Source organism: Cellulomonas biazotea (assembly GCF_004306155.1).
In the GTDB taxonomy this organism is placed as follows: Bacteria; Actinomycetota; Actinomycetes; order Actinomycetales; family Cellulomonadaceae; genus Cellulomonas; species Cellulomonas biazotea.
The window spans coordinates 16,866-32,528 of record NZ_BIMR01000209.1 but is presented as its reverse complement, the minus strand read 5'-3'; the positions used below and the strand labels follow the sequence as shown (position 1 = coordinate 32,528).

Below are 15,663 nucleotides of genomic sequence, written 5' to 3'. Positions count from 1 at the left end.
TCCCGGTCCCGCCCACGGCCTGGCCGCCCGACGCCCCGCCCGTGCCCACGGCCCCGCCCGACGACCCGCCCGACGTCCCGCCGGAGGCCCCGCCCGGCGCGCCGCCGGAGTTCCCGCCCGGCGTCCCGCCCGACCCGGGGATCGGCGTGGGTGTCGGACTGGCCGACGGGGTCGGCGCGGCTGCGACCTGCACCGCGACCGGTCGCAGCACGGTCTCCCCGGCCGCGTCGGCGACGACGAGGCGCAGCAGCGACCCGTCGTCGGCGGCGGTCGGCGTGAAGGTCGCGGTGAACGCGGTCCGTGTGGCGGGCGGTGCGGCGGAGCGCAGGGAGCGCAGCGCGGAGACGCCGGTGATGGTGTTCGTCGTGACCTCCGGGCCGACGGGCGCCCACGTCGCACCGCCGTCGCGGGACACCTCCCAGCGGCCGCTCAGGTCGGACCCGAGGACGACGAAGGTGATCGTCGTGGGCTGCCCGGCGACGGACGCGACCGGGGTGCTCGGGGCGGGCCCGGACACCTCGTCGGGGACGGGCACGACGGTGAGCGTCGCCGCGGCGCTCCGGACGGTCACGGGCCCGGTGCCCAGGGTCGACGTCGCGACGGCGCGCACACGCAGCCCGTCGTCGGTGCCGGCCGCGGTGAGGGTGAGCGACGGCCCGGTGGCGCCCGCGACGGGAGTCCAGGTGGTGCCGTCGACGGACTGCTCCCACGTGACGTCGGGCGCGGGGCGACCGGTGGTCGTCACCGTGAACGTCGCGTCGTCGCCCGGGCGGGTGAGGACGTCGGCGGGGTCGGTGACGGTCGGCGGCGTGCGGACACCCAGGGTCGCGGCGGCGGACACGGCGGTGCCGCGCACGTTGACCGCGACGGCCCGGTAGGACGAGCCGTGCAGCGCGCCGGTCGCCGTCACCGCGTACGTCGGGCCGGTCGCGCCGGGCACGTCGGTCCAGGTGCCGTCGACGAGCGACTGCCAGCGGACCGCCGGGGCGGGGGTGCCCGTGGCGGACACGGTGAACGTCGCGGTGCCGCCCGCGTCGACGGTCGTGCCGACGGGGTCGGTGACGGTCGGCGCCTCCTCGACGGTGAGCGTCACGGCCGTCGTGTCGGTCGTGCCGTGGCCGCTGAACCGCGCCCGGACCTGCAGCCCGTCGTCGGCGAGCGTCAGGGGCCGCGCGTAGATGACGTCGGTCGCGCCCGCGACGTCCGCCCAGGTGGTGCCGTCGGTCGACGTCTGCCACTGCACGGTCGGCGCGGGGTTGCCGTGCGCGGCGGCGGTGAGCAGCGCGGTGCCGCCAGCGACGCCCGTCGCGGGCAGCGGGTGCACGTCGACGAGCGGCCCGTACCGCACGTCGAGGACGGCCTCGTTGCTCGTCGCCGACGACGTGCCGTCGACTAGGACGGACGTCGCGACGGCCCGGTAGCGGGCGCCGTCGAAGGACGGGTCGACGACGACGGAGAGCGTCGCGCCGGTCGCGCCCGGCACGTCGGTCCACGTGCCGCCGACGAGCCGCTGCCAGCGCACGGCGGGTGCGGGCGAGCCGCCGACGGTCGTCGTGAGCTGCGCGGTGCCGCCGTCCGCGACGACCGCGCCGGCGACGGCCGACAGGGTCGGGCGGGTCTGCACGGTGAGGCGTGCGGCGGCGGTCGTCGCGACGGCCTCGCCGGTGTGCACGGCCCGCACCCGCAGGCCGTCGTCGCCTGCGGTGACCGCGGGCAGCGTGAGCGTCGTGCCCGTCGCGGCCGCGACCGGGGCCCACGTCGTGCCGTCCGTCGAGCGCTCCCAGGTGGTCGTCGGGGCGGGCTTGCCCGCGGCCTGGCTGGTGAACGCGGCGTCCTGACCGGCGACGACCGTGACGTCGGCGGGGTCGAGCGTGACCTCGGCGCCCCACCGGACGGCGAGCGCCACGGCCGAGGACGTGACGGGCGCACCGAAGTCGTTCTGCACGACCGCGGCGTAGCGGGTGCCGTCCATCGCCCGGGTCGTGCCCGGCACCGTGAGGGTCGCGGCGGTCGCGCCGGGGACGTCGGCCCAGGTCGAGGACCCCGGCGCGGACGTGCGCCACTGCACGGTCGGGGTGGGCGTGCCCGCGGCGACGACGGTGAACGCGGCCGTCGCGCCCTCGACGACGCTCGCGGCGACCGGCTGGGTGGCGACGGTCGCGGGGACCGCGGTCGTCACGGTCGTCGTCGCGGCGGAGCCGTCCACGCCGAGCGAGACGCGCGGGTCGCCCGCGGCAATCGTCAGGGTGGCGCCCGCGGTGCCGTCGGCGCCGAGCGTCGACTCGCGGCCGCCCAGCGAGCCGGCGGTCGTCGCCCAGGTCAGCGGCAGGTCGGCCAGGGTCGCGGCGAGCGCGGCGGGCACCGCGGAGCCGTCGGACATCGAGACGGCGCCGCTGATCGCGGACGTCCGCCCGGGCAGGTCGATCGTGGGGGAGGCGGCGAGCGCGAGGCGCGCGAACGGCTCGCGCGTCGCCGCGTCCGGGGCGGTGTCGCAGCCCGTGCCGGTGGCCGGGTCGACGCAGCCCCACCAGTTGCGCGGCACGGTCGCGCCGCCGCGCACGGCGTCGCGCGTGACGGCGCCGCCGACGGTGGTCGTGTTCCCGGCGAGCCGGGACGTCGTGACCTGGCCGTGCGCCAGGACGAGCGCGCCCCGCGAGCCGACGCTGCCCGCGGGCGAGGTCACGGTGTTCCCGGTGACGGTCGAGCCGGAGACGGTGGCGGTGCCCGACTCCACGAGGACCGCCGAGCCCAGCGCGGATGCGGCCGACGTGCTCGCCACGGAGTTCCCCGCGAACGTCGAGGCCGTGACGGTGACGTCGACGTCCCCGGACACGAACAGCGCCCCGCCGCCCGTCACGCCGGTCCCCGTCGTACCGACCGACGCGTTGCCGGTGAACGTCGAGCTCTCCACGACGACCGCGTCGCCCGCGTCGAGCCCGACGAACGCGACGCCGCCGCCGACCGCGTCGCTCGCGGTGCTCGCGTCGACCAGGCAGTCGCGCACGGTGAGCGTGCCGCCGGTCATCTGCACGCCACCGCCGACCGCGCCCTGGTCGAGCTCGCCCGCGGGCACGTTGCTGCTGCCCGTCACCCGGCAGCCCGTGAGCGTCAGGGCGTCGGGCGCGCCCGGGACGCCGGAACCGGCGATCACGGCGCCACCGCCCCACGTCGCGTCGGCGGACGTCGGCCGGCCGCCCGCGAGCGTCAGGTCGGCGACGGTGACGTCGAGCGCGCCGACCGCGTCACGGTCGAGGTCGAGCACGCGCGACGCCTCCCCGGCGTCGACGCGCGTCGAGTCCCGGCCCGCGCCGGTGATCGTCAGCGACCGTCCGCCGGACGTCGGCGCGTAGACCAGCGCCCCCGCCGTCAGCGTCACGACGCCCGCCGGCACGGTGACCGCAGCGTCGCTCAGCGACTGCGCCTGGCAGAGGGCCTCGCGCAGCGAGAGGGACGCGGGCAGCGCGTCCGCGCAGGAGGCGTCGACGGGTGCGTCGACGGTCGTCGTCACGACGAGCGGCGTCGGCGCGGCGAATGCCGCGGGGGCAGCGGCGACCGATCCGGACAAACCTGCCGCGAGGACGGCGGCAAGAGCGGCAAATCGGTAAAATCCCAGGTCAGTGCGGTGCGGCACCGGGTCAGCGTAGGAGGTTTCACCCGCTGCGAGGCCCTGGCGGCGGGGGTGAAACCTCGTAGGCTCACCGAGCCGCGCGGCCCACCGCACCCGGGACGCGCGCCGCTCGCCACCCTGCACCGGCGTGCCCGTGAGGCACCCGGACGTCCCCGCCGACAGGAGGAGCCGTGCTCTCGCGCCGCGCCGTCGTCTCGCGCCGCACCGTCCTCGCGGGCGGGGCCGGGGCCGTCGCCGTGGGGGCCGTCGCCGCCGTCGTCGGCGTCCCGCTGCTGCGCCGCACCGTGCCGCTCGAGCTCGCCGCGGTCCGTGCGCTCGTCGGTGGCCGGTTCACGACAGACGTCGAGGGGACGATGCACGTCCTCACGCTCGCCGCGGTCAGCGGCCCGGCCGGCGCCGCGCCGACGTCCGACGCGTTCGCGCTGACGTTCCGTGCCGCGTCGACCCGCGACCTCCCGGGGGCGGTCCGCACCCTCGCCCACGACGACGGCGACCTCGTGCTGTACGTCGGCCCGGTCGGCCCCGACGGCACGGACCTCGAGGCCGTCGTCGACCGGACGGTCTAGGCCCGGTCGTGCCCGTCCTGCGCCCGACCACCACCGCCGACGCGGCGTTCGTCGCCGACCTGTACGCCGCGACCCGCGCCACCGAGGTCGCCGCGTTCGGGTGGGACGACGCGACGACGGCCGCCTTCCTGCGGGGGCAGCACGCGGCACGCGAGGCGGCGTTCGCCGGGTCGCGCGACGAGGTCGTCGAGGTCGAGGGCCTCGCCGTCGGGCGGCTGGTCCGCGGGCACGAGCCCGGTGTCGTCCGCGTCCTCGACGTCGCCGTGCACCCCGACCACCAGGGCCGTGGCACGGGCACCGCGGTGCTGCGTCGGGTCCTGACCGAGGCGCACGCGTCGGGCGACGTCGTCCGGCTGCACGTGCGGGCCACGAACGTGCGCGCCGCGGCCCTGTACGCGAGGCTCGGCTTCGTCCCGGTCGACGCGGACGGCAGCGACGCCGGGGAGGGCGCCGACGCCGCAGGCACCGCCGCAGGCCCCGGGACCGCGCTCGACGTGCTGCTGGAGGCCCCGCCCGTGAACCGTGTCGCCACCTGGTCCGACTGGCGCGCAGCCGTCGGCGCGGACGTCGCCGTCGAGCCGCCGGTCACGTGGACCGTCCGCGCCTGCTCCGAGCGGCGGTCGTCGGCTGGCTGGGCGACCTGGGACGTCACCTTCCGCGCACCGCTCGGCACCGACCAGCAGACGGTCGTGCTCGACCTGCCCGGCGTCGGACCGCAGGCGGTGCTCGCGGTCCCGAGCCGGGCCGACGCCGACGGCACCGTGCTCGTCGCGACGTTCGTCGTGCCCGACGAGACCCCCGACGCAGCACCCGCCGACCCGACCCACCCGACGACCGACGGCACGCCGGGCGACACCGCCCCGGACGCCGGGACGGAGGCCTGATGTCCCAGCCCTTCATCGGCGAGATCCGCATGTTCGCCGGCAACTTCGCCCCCGCCGGGTGGGAGTTCTGCGACGGCGGTCTGCTGGCGATCGCGGAGAACGACCCGCTCTTCGCGCTGATCGGCACGACGTACGGCGGCGACGGTCAGGAGACGTTCGCGCTGCCCGACCTGCAGGGCCGCACACCCCTGCACGTCGGTCGCAACCCCCAGTCGCCGACGACGTACACGCTCGGCGAGAAGGCCGGCGTCGAGCGGGTCACGCTGTCGACGCAGCAGATCCCGAGCCACCGGCACCGCCCGCAGGCGGCGGTGGCGGCCGCGACCGCCACGTCTCCCGAGGGGGCGGTGTGGGCGGCGTCCACGGCGCCCGCGTTCGTGCCGTCGACGGGCGCGCAGGCCAACGCGCTCGCCGCCGACGTCGTCGGGGCGGCGGGTGGGTCGCAGCCGCACGAGAACCGGCACCCGGTCCTCGCGGTGTCGTTCATCATCTCGCTCTACGGCATCTTCCCCTCGCAGAACTGAGGACACGTCATGTCGGAACCGTTCCTCGCGGAGATCCGCCTCACCGCGTTCGGCTTCCCGCCGCGCGGGTGGGCGCAGTGCAACGGCCAGCTCCTGCCGATCAACCAGAACCAGGCGCTGTTCTCGCTCCTCGGCACCGTGTACGGGGGCGACGGGCGCGTCACCTTCGCGCTGCCCGACCTGCGCGGCCGGGTGCCGGTGCACGAGGGCGCCGGCCTCACGCTCGGGCAGGTCGGCGGCGAGGAGGCCCACACGCTGACCGTCGGCGAGCTGCCGGCCCACACGCACCCGGTGCGCGCCGCCGCGGCCTCCGACCGGACCGCGCCGGGCCAGGGCCGGTGGGCCGTCACAGACGCGCCGCACTACGGCCCGACGCCGCAGGCCGTCATGGCCGACGGGCTGGTCGGCCCGACCGGCGGCTCGCAGCCGCACGAGAACATGCCCCCGTACGCCGCCCTCCAGGCCGTCATCGCCCTGGTCGGCATCTTCCCCAGCAGGGACTGACCGATGGCTGATCCTTTCGTCGCCGAGATCCGGATGTTCGCCGGCAGCTTCGCCCCCAAGGGCTGGGCGCTGTGCAACGGGCAGATCATGCCGATCTCGCAGAACACCGCCCTGTTCTCGCTGCTCGGCACGACGTACGGCGGCGACGGCAGGAGCACGTTCGCGCTGCCCGACCTGCAGGGACGCAGCCCGGTGCACCACGGGTGGGGGGCGGGGCTCGACACCGTCGACCTGGGCCAGCAGCTCGGCTCGCCGACCGTGACGCTCATCGGGTCCGAGATCCCCGCCCACAGCCACCCGGTCGCGAGCGCACCCGACGGGACCCGCGGCACGACGGGCAACCCGTCCGGCGCCGCGTGGGCGACGAGCCGGATCGGCCGCGCCACCGAGGAGCTCTACGGCAGCGGCGCCGGCACGGTCACCATGGGGTCGGGTGCGCTGTCCGTCGAGGGCGGCGACCAGCCGCACAACAACATGCCGCCGTACCTGGTACTGAACTTCATCATCGCGCTGCAGGGGATCTTCCCGCCGCGCCAGTGAGCGGCCTGACGGGTCGCGCCGGTCAGGGCCTCGCGGCCTCGAGCGCCGCCCGGACGGCCGGACCGGGACTCGTGAGCACGGGGACGCCGAGGTCCCGCAGACGGTCCGCGGCGCCCGCCATGCTCGCCTGCGCGAGCACGACCACGTCGACCGTCGGCGCGAGGGCACGGGCCGCCGCCTCGACGAGGCGCTCGTAGCCGTCGGTGTCACCCGCCTCGAACGCGTCCCACGCGCCCGGGTGCTGCGTGGCGACGAGCGCGTCGAACGTCGCGACGTGCACCTCCGCGGTGTGCAGGAACCCGACCGTGGGGCCGGTCACGACCCCGCGTCCCCGCCGAGCGGCTGCTCGAGCAGCACGTTGACGTGCGTGCCGAAGTCGCGCTCGCCGACGGCCCGGAACCCGCGGCCCTCGTAGTAGCGACGCAGTGCCGGGTTGCTGGTGCGGCAGTCGAGCCGGATCAGGCCGACCCCGGCGTCCCGGCCCTGCGCGGCGGCCCAGTCGAGCAGCGCGGCGCCCAGGCCGTCGCCCGAGCGACGCCGGTCGACCATCAGCCCGTGCACGTAGACGGCCGGGGTGGTGTCGTCGCCCCAGAAGTCGGGGTCGGCGCGCAGCAGGCGGACGGTCGCGGCGAGCGCACGCGCGGACCCGCCCGGACGGCCGTCGTCGGCGCCGTCGGGGACGACCCACCACTCGCCCGCGGCCACCTGCGTCGCGACGCGCTCGCGGGGGAGCGAGCCGCGCGGCCACTGCACGACGCCGCGGTCCGCCATCCAGTCCTCGAGCGACCGGCGCAGGGCGTGGATCGCGTCGACGTCGCCGGGCTGCGCGGGCACGGGCGTCACGCGCGCGGAGGGCGTGGAGGGCTCGGGGGGCACGCCCCGACCCTAGGCCGCCGTCCCAGCGCGGGCTGTGGGTGGGGATCCGCCCCGCGCGTACGGCCGGGGCTCCGTGTGCCGCTCGGGCACGATGGGCCGGGCCCGCGCAGCGCGGGTCCCGACCGGGCCGCGAGCCCACCCAGGAGGACGACGATGGACGACCGCGAGCGCGAGGTCCGCCGCCGCATGGCCGCGCACGAGCTCTACACCGACAGCGGACCGGGCCTGGAGGCGCTCGACGAGGAGCGCGTCCGCGGCAAGGAGCTCGTGCACGACTTCAACGCGACGCGCCCCCGCGAGACGGCGGAGCGGGAGCGGATCCTGCGCGAGCTGCTCGGCAGCGTGGGCGAGGGCGTGTGGGTCGAGCCGCCGCTGCGCGTCATGTACGGGCGCCACGTCCACCTGGGGAACCACGTCTACGTGAACGTCGGGCTGACGCTCGTCGACGACGGCGAGGTCGTCGTCGGGGACCGGGTCATGTTCGCGCCGAACGTGACGATCTCGACGACGGGCCACCCGGTGCACCCGGAGCTGCGGCGTGACGGGTCGCAGTTCTCGGCGCCCGTGCGGATCGAGGACGACGTGTGGGTCGGGTCGGGGGCGACGATCCTGCCCGGCGTGACGATCGGTGCGGGGTCGGTGGTCGGCGCCGGGGCGGTCGTCACGGGTGACGTCCCGCCCGGGGTCGTGGTGGCGGGCGTGCCCGCGCGGGTCGTCCGCGAGATCACGGACGCGGACCGCGAGTGGTCGTACCGGCCGCCGCGTGTCCTCGCGGCGGCGCCCGACGGAACCGCGGGCGAACGTCCGGTGAGCGGCTGACCGCGTCGCTGGACAACGGGGGAGCGGGCGGGTTGCATCGGCGCGTGCCCGCCGCCCCGCCGCCGACCTCACCGCCGAGCCCGCCCTCGGGCCCGTCCACCGGTCCGGCCTCGGGGCTGCCCGCGGACCCGCCTGCGGCGCCGGACGAGGTCCTCGACCCGTCGGCGGCCCCGGGTGACGACCGGCCCGTGCGCGACCTCGTCCCGTTCGGCGCGGCGACGCGGGCGTGGTTCGCGATCTCGTTGCAGACGTTCGGCGGGCCCGCGGGGCAGATCGCCGTCATGCAGCGCACGCTCGTGGACGAGAAGCGCTGGATCGGGCAGCGGCGGTTCCTGCACGCGCTGTCGTACTGCATGCTCCTGCCCGGACCCGAGGCGCAGCAGCTCGCCGTGTACACGGGATGGCTGCTCAACGGCCTGCGGGGCGGGCTGGTCGCCGGGGTGCTGTTCGTGCTGCCGGGCGTCGTCGCGCTGCTGGTGCTGTCCGCGGTGTACGTGGCGTTCGGCGACACCGCGACGGTCGCCGCCCTGTTCGCGGGGCTGGCCCCGGCGGTCCTCGCGATCGTCGTGCAGGCCGTCCACCGGCTGGGGACGCGCGCGCTGACCAGCCCGGCGCTCGTCGGCCTCGCGGTGGGCGCGTTCGTGGCGCTCGCGCTGCTGGGCCTGCCGTTCCCGCTGGTCATCGCGGTCGCGGGGCTCGCGGGCTGGCTGCTGCACCGGCTCGCACCACGCCTGACGACGCCGCGCACGAACGGCGAGGCCGCGGACGACGGCCCGCCGCCGCTCATCCCCGACGACGTCCTGCACGCCGAGCGGCCGTCGACGGGCCGTGCGGTGCGGGTGCTCGCGGTCGGCCTGGTGGTCTGGCTGGCGCCGCTGGCCCTGGTCGTCGCGCTCACCGGCGCGGGCAGCGTGTTCAGCGAGCAGGGCGTGTTCTTCGCGGGGTCGGCGCTCGTGACGTTCGGCGGGGCGTACGCGGTGCTCGCCTACGTCGCGCAGCGGGCGGTCGAGACGTACGCGTGGCTCGCGCCGGGGGAGATGGTGCGCGGGCTGGCGCTGGCGGAGACGACGCCCGGGCCGCTCATCATGGTCGTGCAGTTCGTCGCGTTCGTCGGCGCGTACCGGCACCCCGGCGACCTCGACCCGTGGGTGGCCGCGCTGGTCGGCGCGCTGCTGACGACGTGGGTGACGTTCGTGCCGAGCTTCCTGTTCATCTTCCTCGGCGCGCCGTACGTCGAGCGGCTGCGCGGCAACGCCGGCCTGGCCGCGGTGCTCACGGGGATCACCGCGGCGGTCGTCGGGGTCATCGCGAACCTCGCGCTGTACTTCGCGCTGCACACGCTGTTCGGCACGACGACGACCCACACGCTCGGCCCGGTGAGCCTCGAGGTGCCCGACCTCACGTCGCTCGACCCGGTCGCGGTCGGGATCGCGCTCGTCGCCGCGGTCCTGCTGCTGCGCCTGCGGTGGTCGGTGCTCCGCACGCTCGGCGTGTGCGCCGCGCTCGGGCTCGTCGTCGGGCTGCTGCCCGCGCTCGTCTGACCTGCGGCCGTCGCCGCGCACCCGCCCGGCCGCGCGGACCGGCCGTCAGGGCCGACCCGTATCCTGGCCGCGGTCGTCAGGACACGGCGCCGTCAGGCACGACCGCGGCGGTGCGGCCGTCGGTGAGGAGCTGCCCATGACCGAGGTCACCTTCCTCGCACCCGGTGAGCCCGTCGACCTCGACAACTGCGCGCGCGAGCCGATCCACGTGCCGGGCAGCATCCAGCCCCGAGGCGTCCTGCTCGCCGTGACCGAGCCCGACCTGGTCGTCGCGCACGTCTCCGAGAACGTCGGCGACCTGCTCGGCCCGCCCGTCGACGCGGTGCTGGGTCGGCCGCTCGCCCGTGCCGTCGGCGCCGACGCCGAGGCGGCCGTCCGGCAGCACGTCGCGACGTGGGGCAACCTGCGCGACCGGAACCCCCTGCAGCTCACGGTGCCGACCCCGGACGGCGACCTCGAGGTGGACGCGGTGCTGCACCGGCTCGCGTCGGGCGACTCGACGCTGCTCGTCGTCGAGCTCGAGCCCGCGACCGGACCGCGCCCGTTCTCGTTCCCGAACACGTACCAGGCGGTCCGCGGCGCGGTCGAGCGGCTCAACCGCGCGCACGGGCTCGACGAGCTCTACGACATCACCGCACGCGAGGTGCGGGCGCTCACCGGCTTCGACCGCGTGATGGTCTACCGGTTCGACGCCGAGTACAACGGCGAGGTCGTCGCCGAGGCGCGCCGCGAGGACCTCAACGCGTTCCTCGGCCTGCACTACCCGGCGTCCGACATCCCGCCGCAGGCCCGCGCGCTGTACGAGAAGAACTGGCTGCGCCTGATCTCCGACGTCGCGTACACGCCCGCGCGGCTCGTGCCCGGTCTCGACGGGCCCACGGGCCTGCCGCTGGACCTCACGCACGCGGTGCTGCGCAGCGTCTCGCCGATCCACTGCGAGTACCTGGGCAACATGGGCGTCGCCGCGTCGATGTCGATCTCGCTGCTGCGCGACGGGCGGCTGTGGGGCCTGATCGCCTGCCATCACTACGCGGGCCCGCACGTCCCCCCGTACGGGGTGCGCGCGGCGGCCGAGTTCCTCGGGTCGACCCTGTCGCTGCGGCTCGTCGCGCGCGTCGAGGAGGACGAGCACCGCGAGCGGCTCACCGCGTCGGACGCCTTGGGGCGGTTGCTCGAGGCCGCGCGCGACGAGGACCGCCCCCTCGCGCAGGCACTGCTCGACGGCCCCGGACTGCTGGGCCTGGTGCCCGCCGACGGCGCGGTCGCACAGGTCGACGGCGCCGTGCAGACGGCCGGGGTCGTCCCGGTCGGCCTGCCCGCGCTGCTCACGTGGGTCGCGGAGCAGGCCGACGACGTGGTGGTCCGCGCCGCGCTCGGCGAGGAGGAGCCCGCGCTCGCGGCGCAGGTCCCCGACGTCGCCGGGGTCCTCGCGCTGCGGCTGCCCGACGGCCAGTCCGTCGTGTGGGTCCGGCGCGAGCAGGTGCACCACGTGGACTGGGGCGGCGACCCGCACAACAAGGCGATCGCCCGACGCGAGGGCGACACGGTCCGGCTGAGCCCGCGCCTGTCGTTCGACCTGTGGCGCGAGACGGTCCGCGGGCGCAGTGCCCCCTGGGACGCCCACCACGTGGAGGCCGCGACGGAGCTGCGCTCGCGGCTCCTGGAGGTGCTGGTCCTGCGGAGCCGGACGCAGCTGCGCGCCGCGCAGACCGTCCAGCGCAGCCTGCTGCCCGCGAGCCTGCCCGTGCTCGACGGGTGGCACGTCGACGCCCGGTACGAGCCCGCCGCGGGCGGCCGGGTCGGCGGCGACTGGTTCGACGCACTCCTGCTGCCGGACGGCCGGCTGGCGGTCGTCGTCGGCGACGTCGCCGGTCACGGGCTCGCCGCGGCGGCCGCGATGGGCCAGCTGCGCAACGCCCTGCGCGCCTACCTGCTGCGGGGCGACAGCCCGACGCAGGTGCTGGCTGGCCTCGACCTCGTCGCCCGCTGGACGATGCCGTTCGAGATGGCGACGGCCGTGGTCGCGCTCGTCGACCCCGCGACGGGGCACGCCGACGTCGCGGTCGCAGGCCACCCGCGCCCGGTCCTGCTGCACGCCGACGGCCGGGCCGAGCTCGTGTCGCTGCCGGTGGACCGCCCGCTCGGCGTCGGCTCCGGGACGCCGCCCGCCGCGACGCTGCAGGTGCCGGCCGGGGGTGCGCTCGTGCTCTACAGCGACGGCCTGGTCGACTCGCGCGCGACGCGGCTGCGCGACGGGCTCGCCCGGCTGCGGGCCGCGGTGGACCGGACGGACGACCCGACCCGGCCGCTGCGCATCGACGACGTCCTCGACGCGTGCCGGGACGAGGCCGCCGCCGACGACCTCACGCTGCTGGTCCTGTGCCGGGAGGCGTGAGCGACCGCGCGGCGGGTCAGCGGGTCCGGGCCCCGAGGCGCAGGTCGAGCTCGAGCCAGCGGGCCAGGTCCTCGATCTGGTCGGCGACGTCCGACCGGACGGCCGGCGACCAGGAGAAGTCCTCGTGCACGGCGTGCACCCGCAGCACCCCGTCGCGGTGGTCGGCGGTCGCGTCGAGCTTCCCGACGAGCCGGTCCCCGTGCAGGACGGGCAGCGCGTAGTAGCCCCACCGTCGGGCGGCGACGGGCTTGAACATCTCGAGCGCGTAGTCGAACTCGAACAGCTCGACCATCCGCTTGCGGTCGTGCACGAGCCGGTCGAACGGGGACAGCAGCGCGGCGCGGCCCTCGAAGGGCGCGTCCAGCAGCCTCGGGTCGACGCGCCACTCGCCGCGCACGCCGTCGACGACGGCCGGCTCGCCCGCGTCGCCGACGTCGAACGGCTCGACGGGGCACTCGGGTCCGCGGGCGCGCGCGACGCCGAGCGCCCGCAGGCGCCGCTCGTCGCGCTCGCGCCGCGCCTGCTCGACGGGCACGGGCTCGTCGGCGGGGTAGATGCGTTCGGCGAGGTCCCACAGCCGGTCCCGCCCGCGGCGGCCCGCCGCGGCGACGTCGCCGGCGCGGACCATGACGTCGAGCATCATGGGGACGTTGCGGTCGTCGTTCCAGCCGCTCGAACGCCAGGGGCGCGCGCACGTGTCGGGCAGGTCCCGGGCGGTGAGGGGGCCGTCGGAGCGCAGCGCGTCGAGGATGTCCTGGCGGCACCCGGCGTTGTCGAGCAGCCACCGGTGCTGCGCCTGCTCCCACGCCTTGGCGTCGGGGCCCGGCCACTGCGCCATCTCCGCGCGGTACAGGGCGAGGTCCTCGGCGGGGCGGATCATGCCCTGCACGTCGACGAGGGCCTGCCCGTCCACGGCGTCGGCGAGCTCGGCAGGGTCGTACCGGGACCCGAGGCGGCTCCACAGCACCAGGTCGGCGCTGGGGGCGACGGCCGTGGTGTGGTCGACCTGCAGCATCGTCAGGTGGCTGACCACGGCGTGCACGTCGTCGGGGCGCGGCGACGTGAGGAGCTGGGCGCGGACGGCGAGGCGTCGCGCGTCGGTGCGGGACAGGTGGAGCACCATGACGTCAGAAGGCTAGGCGCGACCACCGACACGCGGCGCGGGACGGCGTGGCAGCGGCCGCGTCCCGAGGGGCCGGCGCCTGTCGGCGCAGGGGGTCAGACGGTGACGTCGAGCGGCGTGGTCGCGGGACCGGCGTCGCCACCCGCGAGGTCGTCGGCGTCCGGCTGGGCGGGCCGGCGGAGCACGAGGAGCGCGAGCACGGCGGGGATCCAGCCGTAGAGCAGGCCCGCGGCGCCGCCGTCGGTCGGGCCGGACTTCAGCAGGCTCTGCGCGAGGTACCGGCCGTCGCCCTGCGGGTCGAGCCCGACGCCGACGAGGGCGGTGGGGATCGCGCCGAGGAGGGCGCCGGCGACGCACGCGACCCACACCGCGAGGACGAGGACCGTGCGGCCGGCGGGAAGGACGGTGCTGCGGGCGGCGACGTAGGTGAGCCCGCCGGCGACGGTGCCGACGAGCCCGGCGCACGCGAGGACGGCGCCGAGCGACGCGTCGCCCGCGGTGGTCACGGGGGCGAGCCAGTCGGCGGCGGTGCTGACCGTCCCGGCGAGCGCGGAGCGTGCGGTGGTGACGTACTCGGCGACGGTCCGGTCGACCCAGCCGTGCGCGACCGCGGCGAGCGACCACCCCGCGGCGGCGACGGCGCCGACGACGAGGGCCGCGGGCAGGGCGCCACCGGCTCGGCGGGCGGTCGGCTCGCCGCCCTCGAGGCGGCGGGCGATCGCGACGACCGCGAGCCCGACGACCCACCCGTAGGTCGCTCCCCAGGCGGTGCCACGGCGGACGGGCTCGAACATCCCGAGGAGCGCGGCCTGCGTGAGCCCGTCGGTGCCGTACTGGAGCATCCCGAGGATCGTCGGCCAGCCGGAGAAGCCGCAGGCGACGGCCCCGCCGACGACGACGGCGAACCAGACGCCCAGCACGCGCGGCGCGAACCCGGTGCCGGAGGCGTGCACGGACGGTGCGGCGAGCACGGCCACGACCACGGCGAGGGCGATCCCGGCGACGAGTGCGGTGTCGGGGGCGTGCCAGACGAGCAGCACGGCAGGCGTGGCGGGGGCGACGAACCCCTGCAGCCCGGCGGGGACGCCCGCGTGCTCCAGGAGCACGTGCAGCGCGCCGACGGCGAGCCAGACGACGAGCGCGATCCCGCTCGCCGCGAGGGACAGGAGGATCGTCCGCTTCGACACCATCCGCGGGACGCTAGCAGCGCCCCTGAGGTCACCGTGGCGATCCGGCCTTCCAGTAACCGCAAAAGGTGACGTGGCTCTTGGGCACCTGGCGCTCGCCGACGAGGAACCGGCGGGTGCCGGTCGCGAGCCGTGACTCGCCGACCGCGAACGCGGCGACGGTGCCGCCGGGCCAGGGCAGGTCGCGCAGCGCCTGCAGCGCGAGGTCGCCGACGGCCTCGCCGCCCGTGCGGGGCAGCCAGTGCACGGTGACGCCGTCGGGGGCGTCGACGTCCTGGGCGTCGGCGGCGTCGATGAGCTCGACGAACGCGTGCCCGACGGTGTCCCGGGGCAGGTCGCGCAGGACGCCGGCGACGGCGGGCAGGCCGCTCTCGTCGGCGACGAGCAGGACGTGGTCGGCGGGGACGTGCACCCACCCGCAGCCCTGGTCGATGAACGCGACCTCGGTCCCGGCCTCGACACCCCCGGTGGCAGCGGACTCGGCCCACGGCCCGGCGACGCCGGCGGTGCCGTGGCAGACGAAGTCGATGTCCACCTCGGGGGTGCCGTCGGGGCCGTCGGCCCGGTGGTCGCGGATGGTGTAGCTGCGGATCACGGGCCGGGTGTTCTTCGGCAGCATGAGGTAGCGCAGGTAGCCGCGGGTGTCGAAGGTGTCGGCGAGGTTGTCGAACCGGGTGTCGTCGCGGACGGGCACGGCGAGCCGGACCCACTGGTCGAAGCCGCGGTACTCGAACCGGCGCAGGTCGTCGCCACCGAGCGTGACGCGGACCATGTGCGGGGTGACGCGTCGGGCGCGCACGACGGTGGCGTGCACGAGGCCGCTGGGGGCGTGGGTGACGGCGATCTGGGGCACGCGGCTCTCCGGGCGGTGTCGGCGGATGTCGGCGGATGTCGGTCGGGTGCCTGTCGAGGCTGACTGAGGCTGCCCTAACTTAGCCTGCCCTCACTCGCCGCGACAGAGGGTGTCCGCCCGTCGGTCGGAGGCGCGACCTGCGGCGCCGCAACCGAAAAGACCGAAAACACCGAAACCCATTGCGGTGCGATGGCGTGCCATGTCACTCTCGCCGAGAACCTCG

13 protein-coding genes and 1 pseudogene are annotated in these 15,663 nt (G+C 76.6%); 8 read left to right on the top strand and 6 right to left on the bottom strand.

Going from position 1 to position 15,663, the window contains the following annotated elements:
* Window positions 1-3,508, bottom strand: a pseudogene (locus CBZ_RS20940) (hypothetical protein); the annotation flags it as partial.
* 290 nt (window positions 3,509-3,798) lie between these two features.
* Between CBZ_RS20940 and CBZ_RS20935 the strand changes: the two are divergent.
* Genes CBZ_RS20935 through CBZ_RS13575 form a run of 5 tightly spaced genes read left to right on the top strand, consistent with a single transcriptional unit; the run spans window position 3,799 to window position 6,646 of the window.
* Window positions 3,799-4,194, top strand: coding sequence for a DUF6916 family protein (locus tag CBZ_RS20935; RefSeq protein WP_165446771.1), 396 nt, complete (start codon window positions 3,799-3,801; stop codon window positions 4,192-4,194).
* A gap of 8 nt (window positions 4,195-4,202) precedes the next feature.
* A complete protein-coding gene (locus CBZ_RS13590; protein WP_165446770.1) occupies window positions 4,203-5,078 on the top strand; it encodes a GNAT family N-acetyltransferase in 876 nt (291 codons plus the stop codon).
* Complete coding sequence (locus CBZ_RS13585; RefSeq protein ID WP_130782061.1) at window positions 5,078-5,602, top strand: phage tail protein; 525 nt, start codon at window positions 5,078-5,080, stop codon at window positions 5,600-5,602. Before CBZ_RS13590 ends, CBZ_RS13585 begins: the two co-directional genes overlap by 1 nt.
* 9 nt (window positions 5,603-5,611) lie before the next feature.
* Window positions 5,612-6,106 (top strand): phage tail protein, encoded by a 495-nt coding sequence (locus CBZ_RS13580; RefSeq protein ID WP_130782060.1) that lies wholly within the window; start codon window positions 5,612-5,614, stop codon window positions 6,104-6,106.
* A gap of 3 nt (window positions 6,107-6,109) precedes the next feature.
* Window positions 6,110-6,646 (top strand): phage tail protein, encoded by a 537-nt coding sequence (locus CBZ_RS13575; RefSeq protein WP_130782059.1) that lies wholly within the window; start codon window positions 6,110-6,112, stop codon window positions 6,644-6,646.
* 22 nt (window positions 6,647-6,668) lie between these two features.
* On the opposite strand, the gene CBZ_RS21530 is transcribed toward CBZ_RS13575, so the two are convergent.
* Both CBZ_RS21530 and CBZ_RS13565 read right to left on the bottom strand, forming a co-directional pair.
* The gene (locus CBZ_RS21530) at window positions 6,669-6,965 is read right to left on the bottom strand and encodes a hypothetical protein (RefSeq protein WP_174768676.1); all 297 of its coding nucleotides are present in this window, start codon (window positions 6,963-6,965) and stop codon (window positions 6,669-6,671) included.
* On the bottom strand, window positions 6,962-7,522 hold the full coding sequence (locus tag CBZ_RS13565; protein WP_246013374.1) for a GNAT family N-acetyltransferase: 561 nt from the start codon (window positions 7,520-7,522) through the stop codon (window positions 6,962-6,964). Before CBZ_RS13565 ends, CBZ_RS21530 begins: the two co-directional genes overlap by 4 nt.
* Window positions 7,523-7,675: 153 nt before the next feature.
* On the opposite strand from CBZ_RS13565, the gene CBZ_RS22025 reads away from it, so the two are divergent.
* The 3 genes from CBZ_RS22025 (at window position 7,676) to CBZ_RS13550 (ending at window position 12,277) form a co-directional block, all read left to right on the top strand.
* Window positions 7,676-8,341, top strand: a complete 666-nt coding sequence (locus CBZ_RS22025; protein WP_130782058.1) for a sugar O-acetyltransferase — start codon at window positions 7,676-7,678, stop codon at window positions 8,339-8,341.
* A gap of 188 nt (window positions 8,342-8,529) precedes the next feature.
* Window positions 8,530-9,882, top strand: a complete 1,353-nt coding sequence (gene chrA / locus CBZ_RS13555; RefSeq protein WP_130782057.1) for a chromate efflux transporter — start codon at window positions 8,530-8,532, stop codon at window positions 9,880-9,882.
* 136 nt (window positions 9,883-10,018) lie between these two features.
* Window positions 10,019-12,277 (top strand): SpoIIE family protein phosphatase, encoded by a 2,259-nt coding sequence (locus CBZ_RS13550; protein WP_130782056.1) that lies wholly within the window; start codon window positions 10,019-10,021, stop codon window positions 12,275-12,277.
* Between the two features lie 16 nt (window positions 12,278-12,293).
* On the opposite strand, the gene CBZ_RS13545 is transcribed toward CBZ_RS13550, so the two are convergent.
* The 3 genes from CBZ_RS13545 to CBZ_RS13535 all read right to left on the bottom strand — a co-directional run bounded on the left by CBZ_RS13545 (window position 12,294) and on the right by CBZ_RS13535 (window position 15,440).
* Window positions 12,294-13,400, bottom strand: coding sequence for a DNA glycosylase AlkZ-like family protein (locus CBZ_RS13545; RefSeq protein ID WP_130782055.1), 1,107 nt, complete (start codon window positions 13,398-13,400; stop codon window positions 12,294-12,296).
* Between the two features lie 95 nt (window positions 13,401-13,495).
* On the bottom strand, window positions 13,496-14,590 hold the full coding sequence (locus CBZ_RS13540; RefSeq protein ID WP_130782054.1) for a hypothetical protein: 1,095 nt from the start codon (window positions 14,588-14,590) through the stop codon (window positions 13,496-13,498).
* Window positions 14,591-14,618: 28 nt separating this feature from the next.
* Window positions 14,619-15,440: a siderophore-interacting protein gene (locus tag CBZ_RS13535; protein WP_130782053.1), complete on the bottom strand. Its 822-nt coding sequence runs from the start codon at window positions 15,438-15,440 to the stop codon at window positions 14,619-14,621.
* Window positions 15,441-15,663: the final 223 nt, after the last annotated feature.